The following is a 22,892-nucleotide window of genomic DNA, read 5'->3' on the forward strand; positions in this document are numbered from 1 at the left end:
GTGCTCGGACCAAGTCGCCGAAAGGGAGGGAGCCAAGAACATGGAGGGCGTCTGGTCGTTCGGACTGGCCGTGCTGATCGTGGCACTGGCCGGCATGGCCGCGCTGGGATCCAACTGGGTGAGCGAACGTGCCCGCATCCCGGCCCCGGCGTTCTTCCTCGTCGGCACCGCCGTGGCGGTGGACGTCTTCCCACAACTGAGGAAGCTGTCGATGGCGACGGTGCAGGACGTCGTCACCATCGCCCTCGTGGTGCTGCTCTTCCAGGGCGGCATGGACATCGGCTGGCGCCGCTTCAAGCCGGAAGCCCGCGCCATCCTCTCGATCGGTGTGCTGGGCACCTTCGCCACCGCCGGACTCCTCGCTGTGGCGGCCCACCTCCTGCTCGGCCTGGACTGGCGCATCGCCCTGCTGCTGGGCACCGCGCTCGCGCCCACCGACCCGGCCGTCGTCTTCTCCGTCCTCGGCCGTCGGAAGATCACCGGCAGGACCGGTGTCCTGTTGCCCGGCGAGTCCGGTGCCAACGACCCCGTGGGCATCGCCTTGATGGCCGGCCTGCTGGGCACCTCCGCCGGATCGGCGCTCGGCACCGCGGGCCACACCGCGCTGCTCTTCGTCCAGGAGATGGCCATCGGCGCGGTGCTGGGAGCGGCGGGTGGCTGGGGGCTGAAGTTCCTGATGCGCAAGGTGCCGTTGCCGGCCGAAGGGCTGTACCCGCTGCGCACGCTGGCCGGGGCGTTCGCGGTCTACGGGCTGACGACGGTGGCGCACGGTTCCGGTTTCCTGGCCGTCTTCGTGGCCGGTGTTCTGCTCGGCGACGTCCGCGCCCCCTACAAGAAGGAGATCGAACGCTTCCACACGGCGCTCGGCAGCCTGGGGGAGATCGTCGCCTTCGCCGTGCTGGGACTGACCGTGCCGCTGTGGACGTTCACCAGGGAAGGGGCCTGGACGGACGGCCTGCTCCTGGCGGTGCTGCTGGCCTTCGTGGTGCGGCCGGTCGTGATGGCCGCGCTGCTGTGGCGGATGCGCCTGAGCATCGGCGAACGGGTGTTCCTCGCCTTCACCGGGCTCAAGGGCGCCGTACCGGTGCTGCTCGGCAGTTATCTCGTCAGCTCCGGGGTTCCGGACGCCGACCGCCTGTATGACGTGGTGTTCGTCGTGGTCGTCTTCTCCGTCATCGTGCAGGGCTCGCTGGTGCCGACGGTGGCCCGGTTGTGCAAGGTGCCGATGCGCTCGGTGGAGCTGGAACCGTGGGCGCTGGGCGTGCGCCTGAAAGACCGCCCCGAGGGCGTCACGCGCCATGTGGTCGAGGAAGGGTCCGCGGCCGACGGAAGCAGGGTCGACGGGCTGGACATCGGCGAGGACACCTGGATCAGCATGGTCGTCCGAGAGGGCGGCATCATTCCGGTGAGCGGGTCCACGCAGTTGCGGGTGGGCGACGAGGTTCTACTCATCACCGGCGACAGCGACGAGGAGTGCGCGGGCCCGTTCACCGCCGGGCGGGAGTGACGAGTCGCGTCGGCGGCACGGAACAGGATCCGTCCGTGCGCGGCGAGGCGCCGGGGACGGCCAACAGGCCGATCACTCGCCCACGGTGTTTCCCTGCGACGCCCAGGGTTACCCATGGGACTGACGTCCGCCGCCGTGCGGGACTCACCGAAGCAGAAACGGAGCGCCGCCCATGGCGAGCATGAAGGTGTCGGACTACATTCTCCAGCGGTTGCGCGACTGGGACGTCGACCACGTCTTCTCCTATGCCGGCGACGGCATCAACGGACTGCTGGCCGCCTGGGGACGGGCGGACAACCACCCGAAGTTCGTGCAGGCGCGCCATGAGGAGATGGCAGCCTTCCAGGCTGTCGGGTACGCCAAGTTCTCCGGCAAGGTCGGGGTGTGCGCGGCCACCTCCGGACCGGGTGCGATCCACCTGCTGAACGGCCTGTACGACGCCAAACTCGACCACGTACCGGTCGTGGCGCTGGTCGGACAGACCAACCGCAGTGCCATGGGCGGCTCTTACCAGCAGGAAGTCGATCTGGCGAGCCTCTACAAGGACGTCGCTTCGGATTTCTGTGAGACGGCGACCGTGCCGGAGCAGCTGCCGAACCTCATCGACCGTGCCATGCGCACCGCCTACGCCAGGCGGACCGTCACCGCGATCATCCTGCCGGCCGATGTGCAGGAGCTGGACTACTCGCCGCCGGGCCACGCGTTCAAGATGGTGCCGTCCAGTCTGGGACTGGGCCGTTCCGCGCCGGTGCCGTCCGACGAGGATCTCCAGCGGGCCGCGGACGTGCTGAACGCCGGCGAGAAGGTCGCCGTCCTCGTCGGACAGGGCGCCCGCGGAGCCCGTGAAGAGGTGGAGCGGCTGGCGGAGGTGCTGGGCGCCGGCGTGGCCAAGGCCCTCCTCGGCAAGGACGTGCTGCCGGACGACCTGCCGTACGTGACCGGCGCGATCGGCCTGCTGGGCACCCGCCCCTCCTACGAGCTGATGCAGGACTGCGACACCCTGCTGATGATCGGCTCAAGCTTCCCGTACACGCAGTTCATGCCGGAGCTGGACCAGGCCAGGGCGGTGCAGATCGACATCGACCCGCACATGATCGGCCTGCGCTACCCCTTCGAGGTGAACCTCGTCGGTGACGCGCGCGAGACGCTGCGACGGCTGCTGCCGCGCCTGCACCGAAAGGAGGACCGAGCCTGGCGGGACAAGGTCGAGAAGAACGTCTCCCGCTGGTGGGAGGTCATGCAGCGCCGGGCCGCCGTGGACGCCGACCCCATCAACCCGGAGTACGTGGTCCACGCCCTGGACGGCAGGCTGCCCGACGACGCGATCGTCACCGCCGACTCCGGCTCCGCCGCCAACTGGTACGCCCGCCATCTGCGCTTCCGCGGTCGGATGCGCGGCTCCCTGTCCGGCACGCTGGCGACGATGGGTCCCGGCGTGCCCTACGCGATCGGTGCCAAGTTCGCGCACCCCGACCGCCCGGCGATCGCCCTGGTCGGCGACGGCGCCATGCAGATGAACGGCATGATGGAGATGGTCACCGCGGCGAAATACCACCATGAGTGGTCCGACCCGCGGCTCATCGTCGCGGTGCTGAACAACGGCGACCTCAACCAGGTCACCTGGGAGATGCGGGCCATGTCCGGCGCCCCGCAGTTCGAGGAGTCGCAGCACATCCCCGACCTGCCCTACGCCGACATCGCCCGCAGTATCGGCCTGGACGGCGTCCGGGTGGAGAAGCCCAAGCACGTCGAGGCGGCCTGGGAACAGGCGTTGGCCGCGGACCGCCCGTTCGTCATCGACTTCCGCACCGACCCGGCCGTGCCGCCGGTCCCGCCGCACGCCGAACTGGATCAGATCGAGGCCGCGGCCACCGCGATCCTGCGGGGTGACAGCGACCGCGGTTCCATGATCAAGCAGGGCTTCAAGGCCAAGGTGCAGGAGATGCTGCCCGGCAGTCGCCACCGCGGCGACCGTCCCGGCGCCACGGACGACAGCAGTCGGTCCGGCGACTGACGGCGGCGGCCGACTGGGCGCGGCAAGGGTGCCTCTTCGTGTTCGGCGCTGTTCAGGAGCGGCACCCACCAGCGCCGCACCCCCCGCCCCCGCCGGCTGCCAGGCGCGAGCCGGTCAGGGCCTGGGCCGCACCCCGCCGTCCTGGGGTGGCCGGCCGCCGATGCTGGTGACAAGGTCGCGGCACAGGTCGCGAAGCTTGACGTTGCGGTGCTGCGAGGCGCTGCGCAGGATGCCGAACGCCTGCTCGGCGTCGCAGCGCTGCTGGGCCATGATGGCGCCGATGGCCTGGTCGATGACGCTGCGCGAGCGCATGGCGGTCTCCAGGTCGCCGGCGAACTCCTGGGCGTCGGCGATCCGCTGCGCCAGGGCGAGGGCTCCGGTGGCCTGAGCGGCGATCAGCCGCAGTCCGGCGAGGTCGGCGTCGGCGAAGCCGTCCGGCTTGGCCGAGTAGAGATTGAGCGCGCCGGCGGTGTGGGTATGTGCGGCGATCGGCAGCGAGATCGAGGAACGGGTCCCGCACGCGACGGCGTGGGCGGGATAGGAGTCCCAGCGCTGCTCACCCAGCATGTCGGCCACCAGGACCTCTTCCCCGGTGCGCAGGGCTTGCAGGCAGGGCCCGTCGTCCAGGCCGTACTGCTTCTCGTCCAGGTCGAGCGCGGTACGTCCCGCGCTGGCCACCGTCAGGAAGCGGTCCTCGCGGCTGATGGTGATGCCGCAGCCGTTCGCCGCGGGCGTACGGGTCAGCGCGTGGTCGGCCAGGGTGTCCAGGAGACCTTCCCAGCGTCAACAGTCGTCCTGGTTCACGGAGGAGCCGGAATGGACGGCCACATCTCCAGCATCGCACGTACGTTCGCCGATATCGGAGCGCCCCACCGGTCCTGTCGTCGACTTCCGCCAAAAACGTCCGACGTCAGGTGCGAGCGACGCCGTCGGCGTCCACCATGGGCCGCGGGGGTGATCACACTCGGTTACTATGCACACTTCATGCCGGAAGCCGGAAGCAAGGGGCGGACGGCCATCGATGTGCTGCTGGGAGGAGGGGAGATGCTGAGGAATGTCACCTCCACCCGCTACATCACGCCGCTGACTGAGGGCGGCTCGCTGCCGGGACTCGTCGAGGCCGACGACCTCGGGACGTACGTCCTGAAGTTCACCGGCGCGGGGCAGGGACGCAAGACACTCGTCGCGGAGGTGGTCTGCGGTGAACTCGCCCGCCGGCTGGGCTTCCGGGTGCCGCGTCTTGTGACGGTCGACCTCGATCCGGTGCTGGGGCTCGGTGAGCCCGACCAGCAGGTGCAGGAACTGCTCAAGTCCAGCGGGGGCACCAACCTCGGCATGGACTTCCTCTCCGGCGCGCTCGGGTTCGACCCGCTCGCCTTCGAGGTGAGCCCGGAGGAGGCCGGGCGGATCGTGTGGTTCGACGCGCTGGTGAACAACGTCGACCGGTCCTGGCGCAATCCCAACCTGCTGAGGTGGCGGGGCGAGGTGTGGCTCATCGACCACGGCGCGACCATGATCTGGCACCACAACTGGCCCGGTGCCGAGACCTCCGCCGCCCGCCCCTACGACGCCCGCGACCACGCCCTCGCGCGCTACGATCCCGACGTCCGCTCGGCCGCCGCCGCGCTCGCTCCCCTGGTCACCGAGGAACTCCTCGCCGAGGTCACCGCCGAGATCCCGGACGTCTGGCTGCTGGACGAACCCGGCTTCGCCGCGCCCGACGACCTCCGGCGCGCCTACGCCCGCCCCCTGCTCGCGCGGGCCGCCACGATCCACGACCACATCCAGGGGGACCGGTGAGCGACCGCCACGTCTTCGAGTACGCGCTGCTGCGCGTCGTACCCCGCGTCGAGCGCGGGGAGTGCGTCAACGCCGGGGTGCTCGTGTACTGCCGGGCCAAGTCCTACGTGGGTGCCCGCACCCACCTCGACGAACGCAGGTTGCTGGCCCTCGACCCGGACGTCGATCTGCCGGGCGTGCGCGCCGCCCTGCGTGCCGTCGAGGGCGTGTGCACCGGCGGGGACGCGGCGGGCCAGGCGGCCGGTGACGATCCCGGCCGCCGCTTCCGTTGGCTCATCGCCCCCCGCTCCACGATCGTCCAGCCCGGCCCCGTCCACACCGGCCTCACGGCCGACCCGGCGGCCGAGGCGGAACGGCTGCTCGACCTGCTGGTGCGGTAGCCGCGCCCCGTATTCCTCGCCTCAGACGCGTCGGCGGCGCCTGAGCACGTAGGCCGTGGCCAGCGCGGCGCTCGCCACGCAGCTCAGTCCGATCCCGATGTCCCAGCTGCTCGGCCCGATCCCCGAGGCGCCGCCCAGCCCGCCCTGCGTGCCGCGCGTCGGCGCGACGGTGGGGGATGCGGAGGGGACCGGCGTGGTCGTGACCGGGGCCGGTGTGGTCGGGGTGGGACGCGGCATGGAGGTCGCGGAGATGGTCGGGCCGGAGTCCCGCTTCGGCGGTGCCCCGCCGGCCGCGCCCCCGTCCGTCCTCCGGGCGGCGTCGATGCCGCCCTGGTCGAGTCGGTTCGCGTCGGGTCGGCTCTGGTCGATGCCGCCCTGGCCGACGTTCTGGCCGTTTCCGCCCTGATCGGGTCGAGCCGAGTCGAACTCGCCCTCGTCGAATCCGCCCTCGTCGAATCCGCCTTCGCCGATGCCGCCCTCGTCGGGCCGGTACTCATCGGGTCGGCCCGTGTCGAGGGCGCCCTCGTCGAGCCGGCCTTCGTCGGCTCCGTTCCCGTCGGCGCCGTCGCCGTCGGCTCCGCTCCCGTCGGGTCGGCCCCCGTCGGGCGGGTCTTCGGCGAGTGCGCCCGGAGCGAGGGAGTCAGGGGCGAACGGGTCCGGGTCGGCCGGTCCGCTGTCGATGACGGGCTGGGACGCCTTCTGGCGGGTGAGATTCCAGGAGTCCGGGTCCTGGGGGTGTGCGGGGTGGGCCAGCGGCACGATCGCGGCGATCGCGACGGCTATGCCTGCGGCACCGGTACGACGGCGCATGGACGCCTCCTTTTCCGGCCACGAATGGCTCGCGCTACGACGCTAGGGCGCCGGTGGCGCGGGGGCCCGTAGCGCTGGGCCGATCGGGTGGGCCGGGCGTGACGGCGCACCCGGGAGCCCAGGTAATGGATCACACCGGCCCGGTGTCCCGTTGACACCGGGTGTCAGGGCTTCTAGCGTCACGTCTGCGGAAGGTACTAAGCGGTCGCTCACCACCGGGCGCCCCGCAACGCTCCGCATGGGCCGCATCCCCAGGACGAGGAGAAGCAGCAATGTCCACCACTGAGCAGCGGGTCGCCGTAGTCACCGGAGCCGCGCGCGGCATCGGTGCCGCCACCGCCGTACGACTGGCCGCCGAGGGCCGCGCCGTCGCCGTCATCGACCTCGACGAGGCGGCCTGCAAGGACACCGTCGAGAAGATCAGCGCGGCCGGCGGCAAGGCGATCGCGGTCGGCTGCGACGTCTCCGACGAGGCGCAGGTCGAGGCGGCGATCGCCCGGATCGCCGAGGAGCTGGGCGCGCCGGTGATCCTCGTCAACAACGCGGGCGTGCTGCGCGACAACCTGCTGTTCAAGATGAGCGCCTCCGACTGGGACACCGTCATGAACGTGCACCTGCGCGGCGCCTTCCTGATGTCGAAGGCCTGCCAGAAGCACATGGTGGACGCCGGCTTCGGCCGCATCGTCAACCTGTCCTCGTCCTCCGCGCTCGGCAACCGCGGCCAGGTCAACTACTCCGCCGCCAAGGCCGGTCTGCAGGGCTTCACCAAGACCCTCGCCAAGGAGCTCGGCAAGTTCGGCGTCACCGCCAACTCCGTCGCCCCCGGCTTCATCGCCACCGAGATGACCAAGGCCACCGCCGACCGCGTCGGCATGGGCTTCGACGACTTCAAGGCCGCCGCCGCCACCCAGATCCCCGTCGCGCGCGTCGGCGAGCCCGACGACATCGCCAACGCCATCGCCTTCTTCACCGGCGAGGCGGCCGGCTTCGTCTCCGGCCAGGTGCTGTACGTGGCCGGCGGACCGCTCGACTAGGTGACACGGGGACTAGGGAACACTGGGACTAGGGACCACTGACATGACTGAACTTCCGGGACTCTCCGGCAAGGTCGCGCTCGTCACGGGCGCCAGCCGCGGCATCGGCTACGGCGTCGCCGAGGCGCTCGTCGCGCGCGGTGACCGGGTCTGCATCACCGGTCGCAACGAGGACGCCCTGAAGGAGGCCGTCGACAAGCTCGGTTCCGACCGGGTCATCGGCGTCGCCGGCAAGGCGCACGACGAGGCCCACCAGGCCGTCGCCGTCGAGCGCACGATGGAGGCCTTCGGCCGGGTCGACTTCCTGGTGAACAACGCCGGTACCAACCCGGTGTTCGGGCCGATCGCCGACCTCGACCTGAACGTCGCGCGCAAGGTCTTCGAGACCAACGTGGTCTCGGCGCTCGGCTTCGCCCAGCGCACCTGGCACGCCTGGCAGAAGGACAACGGCGGGGCGATCGTCAACATCGCCTCCGTCGCGGGCCTGTCGCCCTCGCCCTTCATCGCCGCCTACGGCGTCAGCAAGGCCGCGCTGATCAACCTCACGGCACAGCTGGCGCACGAGTTCGCGCCAGGAGTGCGGGTCAACGCGATCGCCCCGGCCGTCGTGAAGACCAAGTTCGCCGCCGCCCTGTACGAGGGCCGCGAGGAGGAGGCAGCCGCGGCCTACCCGCTGGGCCGGCTCGGTGTGCCCTCCGACATCGGCGGTGCCACCGCGTTCCTCACCTCGGAGCAGTCCGCCTGGGTCACCGGTCAGACGCTCGTCGTCGACGGCGGCATCTTCCTGAACGCCGGCGTGGCCTGATATCGGCTGTCGCCGTCCCCCAAGATCGATCCCGGACACGGGCGCCGTTGACGAGAACGGCGCCCGTGTCCGCGTTTCGAGACCACGGGGGCGATGACAACGTAGTCATCCCCAAATGATCAAAACCCCTGTTCAGAAGGGGGTTCAGGTGGCGTGGCGCTGCGGTATGGTCTGCCGACCCTTGGTACGGCAGATCGAGGAGCGTGCGCGTGTTCAACCGGAACCGAGGCCTGCGGCGGGTGGCGGCCATCGTGTCCATATCGTCGCTGGTCACCGGCTGCGGCATCCTGTCGTCCGACAGTTCGGAGGACGAGGGGCCGATCGTGGTGGGGACGACCAGCGCGCCCAGCACGCTGGATCCGGCCGCTTCCTGGGACGGTTCGTGGGAGCTGTTCCGCAACATCTACCAGACGCTGCTCAGCTATCCCAACGGTGCGACCGCGCCCGAGCCCGACGCCGCCGAGCAGTGCGCGTTCACCGATTCCACGAACCAGGTGTACCGCTGCGAGCTGCGCGAGGGTCTGACCTTCTCCAACGGGGACGCGCTGGACGCCCAGGCCGTCAAGCACTCGATCGACCGGATCAGGGACATCAACGTCAACGGCGGTCCCGCCGGCCTGCTGGGCAGCCTCGACCGGGTCCAGGCGCCGAGCGAGCGCGAGGTGGTCTTCCACCTCAACAAGCCCGACGCCACCTTCCCGTTCGTGCTCGCCACACCCGCCATGTCGATCGTCGAACCCGGCGGCTACCCGGCCGACGCCCTGCGCGAGGACGGCAAGGTCGTCGGCTCCGGCCCGTACACGCTCGAGTCGTACGAGGACGGCGAGCGGGCCGAACTCGTCCGCAACGACCGCTACAAGGGCTTCGCCGACCGCCACAACGACGCGGTCACCGTTCGCTACTTCAAGGACTCCGCCGGCATGGTGAAGGCGCTGCGCGACGGGGAGATCCAGGTCACCTACCGCGGTCTCGCGGCCGACGACGTCATCACGCTGCAGGGCAGGACCAGCAAGGACGAGGACCTCCAGCTGGTCGAGGGCAGCGGGACGGAGATCCGCTACCTCGTCTTCAACCCCGAGGACCCGTGGGCGGGCAAGAAGGAGGTGCGCCAGGCCGTCGCCCAGGTGATCGACCGGGCCGCGATCGCCCACAAGATCTACCAGGACACCGTCGACCCGCTGTACTCGATGGTCCCCAAGGGCCTGACCGGCCACACCACGGGCTTCTTCGACGACTACGGCGACCCCAGCGTCCCCAAGGCCCGCGAGATCCTCACCGACGCGGGCATCACCGAGCCCGTCCCGCTCACCCTCTGGTACACCAGCGACCGCTACGGCTCCGAGACGGCGCAGGAGTTCAAGGAGATCGAGCGCCAGCTCGAAGCCTCCGAACTGTTCACGGTCACCCTCGAGAGCCGCCCGTGGAAGACGTACGTCGAGGGCTACCAGAAGGGCGAGTACCCGGTGTTCGGGCGCGGCTGGTCCCCCGACTTCCCGGACGCGGAGAACTTCATCGCGCCCTTCGTCGGCAAGCAGAACGCCCTCGGTACGCCCTACCTCGCTCCGGAGATCACCGGCGAGCTGCTGCCGCGCTCGCGCCGGGAGAGCGACCGCGCCAACGTGGAGAAGGAGTTCGAGCGGGCGCAGCAGATCCTCGTGAACGACGCCCGGCTGCTGCCGCTGTGGCAGGGCAAGCAGTACGTGGCCGCCAGCACGGACATCTCGGGCGCGGAGCGGGCCATGGACCCCTCGACGATCATGATGATGTGGCAGCTGTACCGAAAGACCAGCTGGTAGGCGCCGGTACGCGCGGGCGGGCGCGCCCGTTGTCAGTGGTCGCCGGTAGGTTCTTCAGGACCGGAAGCGACCGCACAGCGTAAGGAAGTTGACGTGACCGACACCGCCATGCTGCCCGAGTCCTGGCGCGAGGTGCTGGGCGACGAACTGCAGAAGCCCTACTTCAAGGAGCTGACGGAGTTCGTCGAGGAGGAGCGGGCGAACGGCCCCGTCTACCCCCCGCGCGAAGAGGTCTTCGCCGCGCTGGAGGCCACGCCGTACGACCGGGTGAAGGTGCTGGTCCTCGGGCAGGACCCGTACCACGGCGAGGGACAGGGCCACGGGCTGTGCTTCTCGGTCCGGCCGGGCGTGAAGGTCCCGCCGTCCCTGCGGAACATCTACAAGGAGATGCACGCGGAGCTGGACACCCCGATCCCGGACAACGGCTATCTCATGCCGTGGGCGGAGCAGGGCGTCCTGCTGCTCAACGCGGTGCTCACGGTCCGGGCCGGCGAGGCGAACTCGCACAAGGCCCGCGGCTGGGAGCTGTTCACCGACGCGGTGATCCGCGCGGTGGCGGGCCGGACCGACCCGGCCGTGTTCGTACTGTGGGGCAACTACGCGCAGAAGAAGCTGCCGCTGATCGACGAGACGCGGCACGTGGTGGTCAAGGGCGCGCACCCCTCGCCGCTGTCGGCGAAGAAGTTCTTCGGCTCCCGTCCGTTCACGCAGATCAACGAGGCGGTCGCCAAGCAGGGCCACGAGCCGATCGACTGGACCATTCCGAGCCTGGGCTGAGCCGGCGGACCGGCCGGTCGGACACCGACCGGCCCGCGCGCGTCACGGGCCGCCTGACCGGGATTACCGGTATGTGCGGTTAGCGTCGTCGGGGACAGCCGACGACGGGCACGGAGGACGCGGTGGCCAAGGGACAGGAGCAGGCGGCGCCGGACTCCGTGCTGACGCGGATCGGGCAGGTCGTCATGCTGCACCACGCGGGCGACCGCGAGGAGGCCCGCCACCGCCTCCTCGGCCTGTGGGCGGAGATCGGCGAGCACGGCGACCCGCTGCACCGCTGCACCCTGGCCCACTACCTGGCCGACACCCAGGACGACCCGGGGGACGAACTGGCCTGGGACCTGCGGGCGTTGTCGGCGGCCGAGGAACTCACGGAGGATCGTTCCGGGGGCCGGTCCGGGGACCGGACCGCCGATCGGCCCGAGGGCGCACTCGCCGCCCGCGCCCTCTACCCCTCGCTGCACCTGAACCTGGCCGCCGACTACGACCGCCTCGGCCACCGCGAGGCCGCCCGCCTACACCTGCGGCGCGCCCGCGGCGCGGCCGAGTCCCTCGCCCCCGACCGCTACGGCGAGGGCGTACGCGCGGCCATCGGCCGACTGGAGCTGCGGCTCGGCGGCACCGGCCCCACCACGGACGGGCCGCCGGAGCGGCCCGACGGGCGGTGGGGGCCACCGCGGCAGCGGCCGTAGCCCGGCCCGCCGCGCCACGCGTGCCCGCTCAGTGGCCGTACGCCTGCTCGCAGATGACCGCCTCGGGGCTGCCCGGTCGCCAGCCGCCGTACTGCTTGCCGAGCGAGCACACGTCGGCGTTCTCGCCGGTGTCCCGGCCGGTCGGCCGGGGCACGTCGGGGACCTCGACGCGAGATCGCTCCCGGCCCCGCTCCCGCTCCGGTGTCCCGGGGTGCGCGGTCCGAGGTCGTTGTTCCGGACGGGCGCGGGTGGCGGGGGGTTTCCGCTGCGGTGGGGCCGCCTCCGGGGACGCCGTACGGCGTGGCTCGCCGGAGGCGTGGCCCGGGGTCCGGGAGGGGCCGATCATCTCCAGCGCCTCACGGGCCGGGGCCTGCACGACCCGAGGCTCGGACGGGCCGTCCGGGCGCGGCGCCGAGGAGCGGGCGCCCGCCGCCGACGGGTCGGCCGCGGCCGGGCCCTGGACCGTCGTACAGCCGGTCAGGGCCGAGACCGCCACGGTCACCAGGAGCGTTGCGGTGGTCGTCGTTCGATGCACCCGCGCCACTCTGCTGGGTCGCGCCCCGTGCACGGCGCCGGACAAGCGGAGGTTGCCCCGCACGGGTGGTCTCCGGCCCCGTACGGAGGCCCCGGGGCCGCCGAGGGTGACGTCAGTCGCCCGTGGCGCCGTCGAGGCTCTCGCGGATCAGATCGGCGTGCCCGTTGTGGCGGGCGTACTCCTCGATCATGTGGGTGTGGATCCAGCGCAGGGTGTAGCGCTCGCCGGTGCGCCGGTGCAGGCCGCGGGTCGGTGCGTCGAGGGGGACGCCGGCCGTGTTGCGCCGGGCGGCCTCGATCTCGGCCTGCCAGGTGGCGTGGGCCTCCTGCCAGGTGTCCGCCTCGGTCAGCAGGAACTCGCCGTCCGGATTCTCGTCGCTGTAGTGGATCGGGTCCGCGTCCTCGTCCGCCAGCACCCTGCGGTACCAGCTCCGCTCCACCTCCGCCATGTGCCGCACCAGTCCCATCAGGGTCAACGTGGACGGGGCCACGGCGGCGGTCCTGAGCTGGGCGTCGGTCAGGCCCTCGCACTTCCACGCGAGGGTCTGCCGGTGGTACTCCAGCCAGCCCTCCAGCATGGTGCGTTCGTCGGCGTCGGCGGCTGGTTCGCGGCGTTCGGTTGTCATCTCGGCATCCTCGCTGATGAAGGCCCCCGCCCACCAGGAGATTTCAGCCGCCCAGCATGCCGCCCAGCACCTCGCGCAGGCCGGCCCGCACCTCGTGGAGGCTCGGCACCTGAGCGTGGAAGGTCCCGGCCACGCAGCTGAACATCAGCCCGTCCGCCCAGGCGACCAGCGACAGCACGTGGCGTGCCGGGTCGGCCGAGCCCATCGCCGTGACGAGGGCGCCGAGTTGCTCACGGAAGCGGGCGCCCGCCGCGTCGAAGTGGGCTCGCAGCTCCGGGCGGCGCGTGGCCTCCAGGGCCAGTTCGTACCGGGCCAGCGTCAGCTCGCGGTTGCGGGTCAGGGCGCGGTGCGTCGCCAGTGCCAGCGCGTCCACCAGCGAGTCCAGGCCGTGGCGCGGGTCCGGCATCTCGTCCAGCCCCAGCACCCGCGCCTCCCGGTCGGCCAGGCGCCGCACCGCCAGTTCCAGGAGGGCCTGCCGGGTCCGGGCCAGGTTGGACGTGGAGCCCTGGGGGAGTCCGGCCGCCTCGTCGACCGCACGGTGCGTGAGCCCGCGCATCCCGCGCTCGGCGAGCAGGGCCAGAGCGGCGTCGGCGACGAGGTCGGCGCGGGAGGCGCCGGCGGGTGGCGCGGTGCGTGGGGTGCTTTCGGACATGGAGATCAACCTACCCGCTTCACTACGGCTGTAGTACAGTCGCGATCGAAGGTTCACTACAGCTGTAGTGGGCGAATGGTGAGTGCGAGGAGGAGCCCTGACACGGACACGGCAGGCCGTCGTGATCGGCGGCGGCATCGGGGGTCTGACCGCGGCGGTGGCCCTGCACCGCCGCGGCCTGCGGGTCACCGTCCTTGAACGCGCCCGCTCGCTCCAGCCGATCGGCGCGGCCATCTCCCTGTCGCCCAACGCCCTGCGCGCCCTGGACGTCATCGGCCTCGGCGACGAGATCCGCGACCTGGCCGCCTGGCAGGGCGACGCGGGCCTGCGCACCCCGGGCGGGCGCTGGATCTCCCGCTCCAGCGCCGAGGCCGCGGCGGCCCGGTTCGGGGGCCCGCTCGTGCTGCTGCACCGGTCCACCCTCATCGACCGGCTGGCGGCGCAACTGCCGCCCGACACCGTCCGCACCGCCGCCGACGCGATGCTCGCCGACCTCGGCGACAGCGACCGGCCGGCCAGGGTGCGCACCCCCGACGGCGAACTGGAGGCGGACCTGGTCGTCGGAGCCGACGGCATCCACTCCTCCGTACGCGGCACGCTGTTCCCGCACCACCCGGGCCCCGTCTACTCCGGCTTCACCACCTGGCGCGTGGTGATCCCGGTGCCCGGCGCCGAGTTCGCCTCCCACGAGACCTGGGGCCGGGGCCGCATCTGGGGCACGCATCCGCTCAAGGACGGCCGGGTCTACGCCTACGCCGCCGCGATCACCCCGGCGGGCGGACACGCGGCCGACGAGAAGGCGGAGCTGCTGCACCGGTACGGCGACTGGCACGACCCGATCCCGGCCGTCCTCGCCGCCGCCCGCCCCGAGGACGTCCTGCGCCACGACGTGCACCACATCGCCGAGCCGCTGCCCGCGTACCACCGAGGCCGGGTCGCCCTGCTGGGGGACGCCGCGCACGCCATGCCGCCGACCCTCGGCCAGGGCGGCAACCAGGCCGTCGAGGACGCGATCGTGCTCGCCCACCACCACGACGACCTCGCCGCCTACACCGCCGCGCGCCTGCCCCGGACGACCGGCGTCGTCCGCCAGGCCGTCAGGGTCGCCCGGCTCAACCTGATGACCAACCGCGCCGGGATCGCCGTACGCGACACCGCTATCGCCGCGCTGTCCAAGGCCGGACCGGCCCTCTTCCTGCGCGGCTTCGACGGCATCGCCGACTGGCGGCCCCCGCAGGAGCCGTATGCTTCCCAGCAGACCCAGGTCGGCGAGCGTTAGAGGAGCACACCCCGTGAAGGTCGGCGTCATCGGACTCGGCGACATCGCGCAGAAGGCCTACCTGCCGGTACTCGCCACGCTGCCCGGGGTCGAACTGCACCTGCAGACCCGCACCCCCGCGACGCTCACCCGCGTCGCCGACGGACTGCGCCTCGCGGACGGGCAGCGCCACGCCGACCTCGACTCACTCCTCGCCGAGGGCCTCGACGCCGCCTTCGTGCACGCGCCGACGGCCGTCCACCCCGAGATCGTGACCCGGCTCCTCGAAGCCGGCGTCCCGGCCTACGTCGACAAGCCGCTCGCCTACGAACTCGCCGACTCCGAGCGCCTGGTGACCCTCGCCGAGGAACGCGGCACCAGCCTCGCCGTCGGCTTCAACCGGCGCCACGCCCCCGGGTACGCGCAGTGCGCCGAGCACCCGCGCGAGCTGATCCTCATGCAGAAGAACCGCATAGGCCTGCCCGAGGAACCGCGCACGATGATCCTCGACGACTTCATCCACGTCGTCGACACGCTGCGCTTCCTGGCGCCGGGACCGGTCGACGACGTGACGGTCCGCGCCCGTGTCCAGGACGGCCTGCTCCACCACGTCGTGCTCCAGCTCGCCGGGGACGGCTTCACCGCGCTCGGCGTCATGAACCGGCTCAGCGGCTCGGCGGAGGAGATCCTCGAGGTGTCCGGCCAGGACACCAAGCGCCAGGTGGTCAACCTCGCCGAGGTGATCGACCACAAGGGCCAGCCGACCGTGCGGCGGCGTGGTGACTGGGTCCCGGTGGCCCGCCAGCGCGGCATCGAGCAGGCGGTGCTCGCCTTCCTCGACGCCGTGCGCGCCGGCAAGGTGCTCAGCGCCCGGGACGCGCTCGAGACCCATGAGCTGTGCGAGCGGGTGGTGCGGGCGGTGGCGGAGCGCTCCGCCTGAGCCGCACCGCCCGTACACCCTCGGCGGCGGCCCAGCCCGCGAGGATCAGCAGCGCCGCGTGCGGTGTCCAGTCGCCGTAGCGGACGTACGGCGTGCTGCCGTGCGTGAGCGGCACCTCGTACACCCGCGACGCGCTCGCGTCGGTGCCGAGCCACGACCCGATCCGGGCGCCGTTCGCGTCGTAGACGGCGGAGACGCCGGTCAGGGTCGCGTGCACCATCGGGCGGCCGGTCTCGGCGGCGCGCAGTGCGGCGAGCGAGGCGTGCTGCTCGGGCGCCCAGGTGTGCTGGAAGGTCGACGTCGACGACTGGGCGAGCAGCACCTCGGCGCCGTCGGCGGCGAGCCGGCGGCTCATGTCGGGGAACGCGCTCTCGAAGCACACCATCGGGCCGATCCGCAGCCCGTCCCCGGCGTCCATCACCACCTGCTCGGAGCCCCGCCTGCGGTCCTCGCCCGCCGCCTCGCCGACGGAGGTGGCCCAGCCGAGCAGTGAGCGGGCCGGGACGTACTCGCCGAACGGGACCAGCCGCATCTTGTCGTACCGCTCACCGGTCGGGCCGTCGGGGCCGACGAGCACCGAACTCTTGTAGATGCCGGGCTTGTCGGAGCGCCGCGCGTCCACGTTGACCAGGATGTCCGCGCCGGTCTCCCGCGACAGCGCCGTGAGCCGGCGTGCCAGGTCGGGCCGGTCGTCCAGGTCGAAGCCGACGCTGCTCTCGCCCCAGACGATCAGGTCGAGGTCCCGGTCGGCGAGCCGGCGGGTCAGTTCCTCCTCGCGGTCGAAGCGCCGGTCGGCACTGTCCCGGCCGGCGACGATGCCGGGCTGCACGACGGCGATCGCGACCCGCTCGTCGGCATCGGGGCGCGGTGACCAGGCCCAGGCCGCGGAGGTGGCGGCGGCGGTGGCGACCAGCCCGGCCAGTGCGGGCACCCGGGCCCGGCGGACGGCGACGAGCACGGCGACGGCGACGTTGACGGCCACCACCAGGAAGCTCAGCAGCCACACCCCGCCCACCGAGGCGAGCCGCAGCGCCGGCGCCACCTGCCACTGACTCGCGCCGAGGACGCCCCAGGGGCCGCCGAGCCCCTCCCAGGAACGGACCAGCTCCACCGCCAGCCAGCCCGACGGCAGTACCACGAGCGACGCGGCGACCCCGCGGACCGAGGGTGTCCCGCCCAGCAGCCGGCGCACCAGCCAGCCCCACGGCGCCCACAGCGCGCCGAGCAGCGCGGCGATGACGAACGTGAACACATGCAGGTTGGGCAGCAGCCAGTGATGCATGGCCAGCATGAACCCGAAGCCGCCGCACCACCCGTCGTACGCCGCCCGCTTCCAGGTCGGCGCGGTACGGGCCAGCAGCAGCCAGGGCACCAGGGCGACCCAGGCCCACCACCACAGGGCCGGCCCCGGAAAGGCGAGCACGGGCAGCGCGCCGGCGACCGCGGCGCCGGCCGAGCGCCGCCACGTGGAGGCGAGCCGGCGGTCGAGCGTCTTCATAGGCGCCTCCCTACCCCGTGGTCTCTTCAGTGTGCGCGCTCGACGAGGGCGGATTGCAGTTGATCACATCGGATGTCCGGGTCCGGGGAAGCGTGGCCTCGCCTAAGATGATCGATGATCGATCAAAGCGACAGGCGACAGCGCCCCTCGCTCCCACGACGATCTTCTGCTGGAGGTACTCATGAAGCGTCCCATCACGGTGGTCACCGGCGGCAGCCGGGGGATCGGGGCAGCGGCCTGCCTGCGGCTCGCGGCCGACGGGCACGACGTCGTCGTGGGCTACGTACGGGACTCGGCGGCGGCCGAGGCGGTCGTCGCGGGGGTCCGCGAGGCCGGCGGCCGCGGTCTCGCGGTCCGGGCGGACACGTCGGTCGAGGCCGACGTCGAGCGGCTCTTCGACGTCGCGGAGGAGCGGCTGGGGCCGGTGACGGGGCTGGTGAACAACGCGGCGGTGACCGGGCCGCTGGGGCGGCTCGCCGACAGCGACACCGCGAACCTGCGCCGGGTCCTCGACGTCAATCTGCTGGGTGCGCTGCTGTGCGCCCGGCGTGCGGCGCAGCTGATGACCGCGCGGGGAGGCGGCGCGATCGTGAACGTCTCGTCGGGTGCCGCGACCATCGGCAGCCCCGGCGAGTATGTGCACTACGCGGCGAGCAAGGCGGGCGTCGACGCCCTGACCCTGGGCCTGGCCAAGGAACTCGGCCCGGACGGTGTCCGCGTCAACGCGGTCGCCCCCGGGGTCGTCGACACCGAGATGCACGCGGCGATGGGCGACCCGGAGCGTGCCCGGCGGATGGGGGCCGCGGTTCCGCTGGGCCGGGCGGGACGGGCGGAGGAGATCGCCGCGGCGATCGCCTGGCTGATGTCGCCGGACGCGTCGTACACGACGGGGACGGTACTCAGGGTGGCCGGCGGGCGCTGACCGCCCCGGCAGGTCAGGCCGCCTCGATGACCTCGCCGCGGATCGCGGTCGCCCACTCGACCACCAGCAACTCGTACTCCACACGCTCCTGCGCCGACAGGGTCCCGCCCGCACGCCGCCACAGCGCACGGATCTGATCGTTCAGCTCCGCGGCGGACCGCACGAAACCAGGAGTCACGGAATTGGGGGACATGCGGACAAGCCTAGGGGCAAGCACTGACAGTGCGCTACCGGACGGCTACAGAAGCGGTCGCGGTCAGCCGGCCGACTCCGCGGCGTGCGGGCTGAGGGCACCCGTCGCGACCAGGGCGATGATGACGATGCCGAGCGCGATGCGGTACCAGACGAACGGCATGAAGCTCTTGGTCGAGATGAACTTCATGAACCAGGCGATGACCGCGTACCCGGTGGCGAAGGCGATGACGGTCGCGAACAGCGTCGGCCCCCAGGAGACGTGGTCGCTCTCCATCGCGTCCGTGAGCTCGAACAGGCCGGAGGCGAGCACCGCCGGGATCGCGAGCAGGAACGAGTACCGGGCCGCCGCCTCGCGGCGGTAGCCCATGAAGAGGCCGCCGCTGATGGTCGCCCCGGAGCGGGAGACGCCGGGGATGAGGGCCGCGGCCTGGCAGAGGCCGTAGATCAGGCCGTCGCGGACGCTCAGGTTCTCCAGTTCCTTGCGCTGCTTGGGCGCGCGGTGCCGGCCGCCCTTCTCGTCCCGCGCGGCCATCCGGTCCGCGATGCCGATGATCACACCGACGACGATGAGCATGGTCGCCGTGATCCGCAGGTCGCGGAACGGGCCCTCGATCTGGTCCTTCAGCGTCAGGCCGAGCACGCCGATCGGGATCGAGCCGACGATCACGAGCCAGCCCATGCGCGCGTCGGGGTTGTGGCGCATCGACTTGTCGGTGAGCGACCGTGTCCACGCCGAGATGATCCGCCCGATGTCCTTGCGGAAGTAGATGAGCACGGCGGCCTCGGTGCCGATCTGGGTGATCGCCGTGAAGGCCGCGCCCGGGTCGTGCCAGCCGGAGAACGCCGCGGTCAGGCGCAGGTGCGCGCTGGAGGACACGGGGAGGAACTCGGTCAGCCCCTGGACGAGTCCGAGGATGAGTGATTCAAACCAAGACATGAGGTTACGGGGTCCAAGTGCCGATCGAGAAACGGGCGACGGGCACGCCGAAGCACCGTGTGCGGTGATCGGGATCAGGCGTGCCGAGGGGCAGCGTAGCGCCCCAAAGTGAAGATCAGCCCACAGGGGTGGAGGGGCCCCTAGGCCGCCGTCGGGCCTGTCACCGTCCAGCCAGGGGCCTGCGGATGGGCGGTCAGGTCCTCGTGCCGGACGGTGTCGCCGCAGGCCCGGCAGGTCACCTGCGGGACGAGTTCGCTGCCGCAGGCGTGCTCGATCACCATGGGGCGGTCGTCGTCCGCGCGCAGGTGCCGGTCGCCCCATTCCATGAGGGTCATCAGGACCGGCTCCAGCTCAAGGCCCGCCCTGGTGGGCCGGTACTCGAAGCGCTGCGGGCGTTCGCTGTACGGCTGCCGGGTCAGGATCCCCGCGTCGACGAGCCGCCGCAGCCGGGTGGCGAGGATGTCGCGCGGGGCGCCGATGTTGCGCACCAGCTGGTCGAAGCGACCGTTGCCGAGACACACCTCGCGCAGCACGAGCAGGGAGTACTTCTCGCCGACGAGCGCCAGGGCGTCGGCGATCGAGCAGGGGCGCGGGTTCTTGGAGGCGGCGGCCATGACGTCAGTCTAAGTGAGGGTTTGTTTTTCCAACTCGCAGAGCTATGGTGAGTCCAGATTTCCTACTCACTGGTGATCGCCGGCCATCGGAGGTCCGCACCATGCGTGACGCAGTCGTCGTCGAAGCCGTACGCACCCCCATGGGCAAGGGCAGGCCGAACGGCGCCCTCGCGCACGTCCATCCCGTGGAGCTCCTCGCGCACACGCTGCGCACCCTCGTCGAGCGGTCGGGTCTCGACCCGGTGCTGATCGACGACGTCATCGGCGGCACCGTCGACCAGGTCGGCGAGCAGGCCATGAACACCACCCGCTACGCCCTCCTGTCGGCCGGCTTCCCCGAGTCCGTCCCCGCGACCACCGTGGACCGCCAGTGCGGCTCCTCCCAGCAGGCCGTCCACTTCGCCGCGCAGGGCGTCATGGCCGGGGCGTACGACCTCGTGGTCGCCTGCGGGGTCGAGTCGATGAGCCGGGTGCCGATGTGGTCCAACGTGCCGCCCGGCGCGGACCCCTTCGGCCCCGGCGTCGCCGCCCGCTACCCCGAGGGGCTCGTCCCGCAGGGCGTCAGCGCCGAGCTGATCGCCGCCAAGTGGTCGCTCACCCGGGAGCGGATGGACACCTTCGCCGTCGCCTCCCACCACAAGGCCGCCGAGGCCTGGGACAGCGGCCGCTTCGACGCCGAGATCGCGCCCCTCGACGGCGTCTCGCGCGACGAGTGCGTACGTCCCGCCAGCAGCGTCGAGGTCCTCGCCGGCCTCAAGTCCGCCTATCACGACCCGGCCTTCGCCGAGCGCTTCCCGCAGATCGAGTGGAACGTCACCGCGGGCAACGCCAGCCCGGTCAACGACGGCGCCTCGGCCGTGCTGATCACGTCGAGCGAGACCGCCGCCCGACTCGGCCTGCGCCCGCTGGCCCGCCTGCACAGCTTCGCGGTCACCGGCTCCGACCCGCTGCTGATGCTGACGGGCGTGATACCGGCCACCGAGAAGGTGCTGCGCAGGGCGTCGCTCTCCCTCGGCGACATCGACCTGTTCGAGGTCAACGAGGCCTTCGCGAGCGTGGTGCTGGCCTGGCAGCAGGAGACCGGCGCCGACCTCGACCGGGTGAACGTGCACGGCGGGGCGATCGCCCTCGGCCACCCCCTGGGCGCGAGCGGCACCCGGCTCACCACGACGCTCGTCCACGCCCTGCACGAGCGCGGCGCCCGCTACGGCCTGCAGACGATGTGCGAGGCGGGCGGACTCGCCAACGCGATGGTCCTGGAGGCGCTGTAACGCCCCGTCAGCGCCCGCGCAGCTGGTTCCGCTTGCGCCAGGCCACCACGGCGCCCGCCAGCCCCGGCAGGGCGATGCAGGCCAGCGCGATCAGGAAGGCGGGGGAGGTCGGTGTCGAGGCGCGGGCACCGGCGACGACGTAGGCGGCGGTGTTGGGGATCGAGCCCAGCGCGGTCGCCAGCAGGAAGGGCAGCAGGCCCATGCGGGAGACGGCCGCGCAGTAGTTGGCGGCGGCGAACGGCACCCCGGGGAACAGCCGCGCCGCCAGCATCGAGCGGAAACCGTGCCGGCTGAGCTGCCCGTCCGCGGCCTTCAGCCACTTGCCCCGCAGCAGCGGGCGCAGCGCCTCCTGGCCCAGCATCCGGCCGAGGCAGAAGGCGATTCCGGCGCCGAGCACCGTCCCCGCGAGCGCCGAGGCGAGGCCCAGCTGGGAACCGAACAGGGCACCCGCGGCCAGGTTCAGCAGCGGACGCGGCACGAAGGCGACGGTGCACAGCCCGTACGCCACCGCGTACGCGACCGCCGCCGCGGCACCCCCGAGCTGCGGCGGCCAGCCGTTGGTCAGCAACTGCTGCGGCTGGAACAGCAGAACGGCGGTCGCGGCCGACGCGAGCAGGGCGACGAGCAGGGAGAAGCGGGACCACGGAGAGAGCAGGACTCTCGTCACGCGGGCGGCGAAGCCGGTCGGTGCGGCCGGCCCGGCGGCGGTGGCGACGGCGAGCTCCGTTGCTGCGGTCCGGGGAGAGACCGTGGCGGTGCCCCCAGAGCGGGTGGTGGCATCGAACATCCGGTGACACTAACCGACAAATGTGTGTGATCGCCGTATGGTGCGTCTCATGAGCGTCACAGCCAAGGGAATTCCGGACGTGCCGCGCAGCCCGCTCGCCGACACCGTCGTGGAGCGGCTCACCGCCGTGTACGCCGCCGCGGCGGATCCCGAGCGGGCCGTGGCCCTGCGGGCGTACATGAAGGACGTGGCGCCTTTCCTGGGTCTGACCTCCCCTGTTCGCCGCAGCCTGTCCCGCACCGTCCTGGAAGGTCTGCCCCGCCCGGGCGAGTCGGACTGCGCCGCGGTCGCGCTGCGCTGCTGGCGGCTGCCCGAGCGCGAGTACCACTACTTCGCCGTCGATCTCCTGCGCCGGTATGTGACGCATTGCTCTTCCGGTTTCCTGCCCGTGGTCCGGCATCTGCTCACCACGGTGCCGTGGTGGGACACCGTCGACCTGCTCTCCGCGCACGTCGTCGGAGGGCTGGTCGCGGCCGACCGCGACCTCACGGCCGACATGGACGCCTGGAGCGCGGACGAGGACCGGTGGCTGGTCCGCGCGGCCCTGCTCCACCAACTGCGCTACAGGGAACGCACCGACACCGACCGCCTCTTCGGCTACTGCCTGCACCAGTCGGGCCACGGCGACTTCTTCGTCCGCAAGGCCATCGGCTGGTGCCTGCGCGAGTACGCCAAGACCGACCCGGACGCCGTACGCGCCTTCGTGACCGAGCACCGGCAACGCCTCGCGCCGCTGTCCGTGCGGGAGGCGCTGCGCAACATCGGGCCATAGGAGGCGGAGCCGGTACTCGAACTACCGGTACTCGAACTCCCGTGCCATAAAAAACCATTCGACGTGGGACAAAGCGTCGGCGAGGATCGGCGTCATGTTCCGGTACGCCTTCCACCTCGCAGCATCCGCGGTCGCGGATGCCCCGAAGGCTGCCGCCCCCTTCTCCAAGGCCGCGACGGCCGCAGTCGACGGCGCCCGAAGCTGACCCTCCCCGGATCGTCCGGCGGACCCCGCAGGGGGAGGGTCGGCCGGCCCCAGGGGTCCCCACCAC

At 71.9% G+C, this 22,892-nt stretch carries 24 protein-coding genes; 14 read left to right on the forward strand and 10 right to left on the reverse strand.

The genetic code is table 11. From position 1 onward, the window contains the following. The first annotated feature begins 40 nt into the window (after window positions 1-40). Window positions 41-1,507: a cation:proton antiporter gene (locus tag RI578_RS32880; protein ID WP_310874441.1), complete on the forward strand. Its 1,467-nt coding sequence runs from the start codon at window positions 41-43 to the stop codon at window positions 1,505-1,507. A 172-nt stretch (window positions 1,508-1,679) separates the two neighbouring features. Beyond that, window positions 1,680-3,521, forward strand: a complete 1,842-nt coding sequence (locus RI578_RS32885) for a thiamine pyrophosphate-requiring protein (RefSeq protein ID WP_310874442.1) — start codon at window positions 1,680-1,682, stop codon at window positions 3,519-3,521. 114 nt (window positions 3,522-3,635) lie between these two features. On the opposite strand, the gene RI578_RS32890 is transcribed toward RI578_RS32885, so the two are convergent. Continuing rightward, window positions 3,636-4,289, reverse strand: coding sequence for a GAF and ANTAR domain-containing protein (locus RI578_RS32890; RefSeq protein WP_310875917.1), 654 nt, complete (start codon window positions 4,287-4,289; stop codon window positions 3,636-3,638). Window positions 4,290-4,565: 276 nt separating this feature from the next. Here RI578_RS32890 and RI578_RS32895 point away from each other — a divergent pair, with 276 nt between their 5' ends. Together RI578_RS32895 and RI578_RS32900 are read left to right on the forward strand one after the other, a co-directional pair. Continuing rightward, complete coding sequence (locus RI578_RS32895; protein WP_310874443.1) at window positions 4,566-5,321, forward strand: HipA family kinase; 756 nt, start codon at window positions 4,566-4,568, stop codon at window positions 5,319-5,321. After that, window positions 5,318-5,701 (forward strand): DUF3037 domain-containing protein, encoded by a 384-nt coding sequence (locus tag RI578_RS32900; RefSeq protein WP_310874444.1) that lies wholly within the window; start codon window positions 5,318-5,320, stop codon window positions 5,699-5,701. Before RI578_RS32895 ends, RI578_RS32900 begins: the two co-directional genes overlap by 4 nt. A 21-nt stretch (window positions 5,702-5,722) precedes the next feature. Here RI578_RS32900 and RI578_RS32905 read toward each other — a convergent pair whose 3' ends face one another. Next, entirely contained in the window at window positions 5,723-6,511 is a 789-nt protein-coding gene (locus RI578_RS32905; protein WP_310874445.1) for a hypothetical protein, read from the reverse strand. 272 nt (window positions 6,512-6,783) lie between these two features. Between RI578_RS32905 and fabG the strand changes: the two genes are divergently transcribed. The 5 genes from fabG to RI578_RS32930 all read left to right on the forward strand — a co-directional run bounded on the left by fabG (window position 6,784) and on the right by RI578_RS32930 (window position 11,615). After that, entirely contained in the window at window positions 6,784-7,545 is a 762-nt protein-coding gene (fabG, locus tag RI578_RS32910) for a 3-oxoacyl-ACP reductase FabG (RefSeq protein ID WP_310874446.1), read from the forward strand. 43 nt (window positions 7,546-7,588) lie between these two features. Then, complete coding sequence (locus RI578_RS32915; protein ID WP_310874447.1) at window positions 7,589-8,350, forward strand: SDR family oxidoreductase; 762 nt, start codon at window positions 7,589-7,591, stop codon at window positions 8,348-8,350. Between the two features lie 209 nt (window positions 8,351-8,559). Further along, on the forward strand, window positions 8,560-10,146 hold the full coding sequence (locus RI578_RS32920; protein WP_310874448.1) for an ABC transporter substrate-binding protein: 1,587 nt from the start codon (window positions 8,560-8,562) through the stop codon (window positions 10,144-10,146). Between the two features lie 93 nt (window positions 10,147-10,239). Then, the gene (gene ung, locus RI578_RS32925; RefSeq protein WP_310874449.1) at window positions 10,240-10,923 is read left to right on the forward strand and encodes a uracil-DNA glycosylase; all 684 of its coding nucleotides are present in this window, start codon (window positions 10,240-10,242) and stop codon (window positions 10,921-10,923) included. Between the two features lie 122 nt (window positions 10,924-11,045). Beyond that, entirely contained in the window at window positions 11,046-11,615 is a 570-nt protein-coding gene (locus RI578_RS32930; RefSeq protein WP_310874450.1) for a hypothetical protein, read from the forward strand. A 28-nt stretch (window positions 11,616-11,643) separates the two neighbouring features. On the opposite strand, the gene RI578_RS32935 is transcribed toward RI578_RS32930, so the two are convergent. The 3 genes from RI578_RS32935 to RI578_RS32945 all read right to left on the reverse strand — a co-directional run bounded on the left by RI578_RS32935 (window position 11,644) and on the right by RI578_RS32945 (window position 13,427). Beyond that, the gene (locus RI578_RS32935) at window positions 11,644-12,159 is read right to left on the reverse strand and encodes a hypothetical protein (RefSeq protein ID WP_310875918.1); all 516 of its coding nucleotides are present in this window, start codon (window positions 12,157-12,159) and stop codon (window positions 11,644-11,646) included. Between the two features lie 103 nt (window positions 12,160-12,262). Then, window positions 12,263-12,775 (reverse strand): DinB family protein, encoded by a 513-nt coding sequence (locus RI578_RS32940; RefSeq protein ID WP_310874451.1) that lies wholly within the window; start codon window positions 12,773-12,775, stop codon window positions 12,263-12,265. 43 nt (window positions 12,776-12,818) lie between these two features. After that, complete coding sequence (locus RI578_RS32945; protein WP_310874452.1) at window positions 12,819-13,427, reverse strand: TetR/AcrR family transcriptional regulator; 609 nt, start codon at window positions 13,425-13,427, stop codon at window positions 12,819-12,821. Between the two features lie 97 nt (window positions 13,428-13,524). Between RI578_RS32945 and RI578_RS32950 the strand changes: the two genes are divergently transcribed. Both RI578_RS32950 and RI578_RS32955 read left to right on the forward strand, forming a co-directional pair. After that, the gene (locus tag RI578_RS32950; RefSeq protein ID WP_310875919.1) at window positions 13,525-14,706 is read left to right on the forward strand and encodes an FAD-dependent monooxygenase; all 1,182 of its coding nucleotides are present in this window, start codon (window positions 13,525-13,527) and stop codon (window positions 14,704-14,706) included. A gap of 13 nt (window positions 14,707-14,719) precedes the next feature. Beyond that, entirely contained in the window at window positions 14,720-15,625 is a 906-nt protein-coding gene (locus tag RI578_RS32955) for a Gfo/Idh/MocA family oxidoreductase (protein WP_310874453.1), read from the forward strand. Here RI578_RS32955 and lnt read toward each other — a convergent pair. After that, a complete protein-coding gene (gene lnt / locus RI578_RS32960) occupies window positions 15,549-17,123 on the reverse strand; it encodes an apolipoprotein N-acyltransferase (protein ID WP_310874454.1) in 1,575 nt (524 codons plus the stop codon). The genes RI578_RS32955 and lnt overlap by 77 nt on opposite strands. A gap of 181 nt (window positions 17,124-17,304) precedes the next feature. Here lnt and RI578_RS32965 point away from each other — a divergent pair, with 181 nt between their 5' ends. Continuing rightward, window positions 17,305-18,045 (forward strand): SDR family oxidoreductase, encoded by a 741-nt coding sequence (locus tag RI578_RS32965; RefSeq protein ID WP_310874455.1) that lies wholly within the window; start codon window positions 17,305-17,307, stop codon window positions 18,043-18,045. 13 nt (window positions 18,046-18,058) lie between these two features. On the opposite strand, the gene RI578_RS32970 is transcribed toward RI578_RS32965, so the two are convergent. From RI578_RS32970 to RI578_RS32980, 3 genes are all read right to left on the reverse strand, one after another. Then, the gene (locus tag RI578_RS32970; protein WP_121745768.1) at window positions 18,059-18,238 is read right to left on the reverse strand and encodes a hypothetical protein; all 180 of its coding nucleotides are present in this window, start codon (window positions 18,236-18,238) and stop codon (window positions 18,059-18,061) included. A gap of 63 nt (window positions 18,239-18,301) precedes the next feature. Then, the gene (locus tag RI578_RS32975; protein WP_310874456.1) at window positions 18,302-19,177 is read right to left on the reverse strand and encodes an undecaprenyl-diphosphate phosphatase; all 876 of its coding nucleotides are present in this window, start codon (window positions 19,175-19,177) and stop codon (window positions 18,302-18,304) included. A 140-nt stretch (window positions 19,178-19,317) separates the two neighbouring features. Further along, complete coding sequence (locus RI578_RS32980; protein ID WP_310874457.1) at window positions 19,318-19,791, reverse strand: helix-turn-helix domain-containing protein; 474 nt, start codon at window positions 19,789-19,791, stop codon at window positions 19,318-19,320. 101 nt (window positions 19,792-19,892) lie between these two features. Here RI578_RS32980 and RI578_RS32985 point away from each other — a divergent pair, with 101 nt between their 5' ends. Continuing rightward, window positions 19,893-21,062 (forward strand): thiolase family protein, encoded by a 1,170-nt coding sequence (locus tag RI578_RS32985; protein WP_310874458.1) that lies wholly within the window; start codon window positions 19,893-19,895, stop codon window positions 21,060-21,062. Between the two features lie 7 nt (window positions 21,063-21,069). Here the strand turns inward: RI578_RS32985 and RI578_RS32990 are convergent, their stop codons facing one another. After that, window positions 21,070-21,849, reverse strand: coding sequence for a TVP38/TMEM64 family protein (locus RI578_RS32990; RefSeq protein ID WP_310874459.1), 780 nt, complete (start codon window positions 21,847-21,849; stop codon window positions 21,070-21,072). A gap of 49 nt (window positions 21,850-21,898) precedes the next feature. On the opposite strand from RI578_RS32990, the gene RI578_RS32995 reads away from it, so the two are divergent. Further along, on the forward strand, window positions 21,899-22,621 hold the full coding sequence (locus tag RI578_RS32995) for a DNA alkylation repair protein (protein ID WP_310874460.1): 723 nt from the start codon (window positions 21,899-21,901) through the stop codon (window positions 22,619-22,621). The last annotated feature ends 271 nt before the right edge of the window (window positions 22,622-22,892 follow it).

The organism is Streptomyces sp. BB1-1-1 (genome assembly GCF_031597775.1).
GTDB lineage: Bacteria > Actinomycetota > Actinomycetes > Streptomycetales > Streptomycetaceae > Streptomyces > Streptomyces thinghirensis.